This window comes from uncultured Mycobacterium sp. (assembly GCF_964249325.1).
In the GTDB taxonomy this organism is placed as follows: Bacteria; Actinomycetota; Actinomycetes; order Mycobacteriales; family Mycobacteriaceae; genus Mycobacterium.
Window position 1 is genome coordinate 4,483 of record NZ_CAXUCH010000231.1, and the last position, 623, is coordinate 5,105.

Here is a 623-nt window from a genome sequence, read left to right on the forward strand (position 1 = left end):
GCCGACGGGCCGCGTCCGCCGCATACAAAGCCTTCAGCTCGGCGTACAGGGCTGCGGCCTCGGTGGGCGCCAGCGGCTTGCGGATCGTGTTCTCGTGCTGCTCAGCCAATACCTCCGCCAGCCGGGTCGAGACGGTGGCGGTGATCCACACCTTGATCTGTTCCCATCCGAGCCGCTTGACCGCGGCGAGGCGACGGGCGCCGCAGACCAGGATGCCGTTGGGGGTGATCGTGATCGGCTGCAACAGTCCGAGCTTGGCGATCGAGTCGCACAGCTCGTCCAGGTCCCCGAGGTCGTGGCGAAAGCGGACGCCGACCCGGATCGAGGCGACCGGCCGGTCCAGCTCCACACCGCCGCCGCTACTCACCGAACTCATCTCCCGGTGACAGCGGAGCGGGGAGCCAGGGGCGACAGGCAAGCACCGAACGCACCAGGCTGGTGTCGTCCAACAGCTCGCGGACGCTCTCGCCCAGCAGTAGCCGTGCCAACACGCCCTTGCGGGTCGGGCGGCCAGGCTGTGGACGGGAGCCGAGCAGCACGCCGAGCAGCCCGGTCCACGCCTGGCGATCGAGATCGAGTTGGGCACGGAACGCGCTGTCACGTCGCAACGCTTCATAGGCGGC

2 protein-coding genes are annotated in these 623 nt (G+C 69.3%); both read right to left on the bottom strand.

Annotated features, from left to right (window positions below):
• A partial coding sequence (locus tag ACFE99_RS20940) for a ParB N-terminal domain-containing protein (RefSeq protein ID WP_375488324.1) occupies positions 1-367 on the bottom strand: 367 nt, incomplete at its 3' end.
• Positions 360-608, bottom strand: a complete 249-nt coding sequence (locus ACFE99_RS20945; protein ID WP_375488325.1) for a hypothetical protein — start codon at positions 606-608, stop codon at positions 360-362. The genes ACFE99_RS20940 and ACFE99_RS20945, both read right to left, overlap by 8 nt.
• Positions 609-623 lie beyond the last annotated feature (15 nt).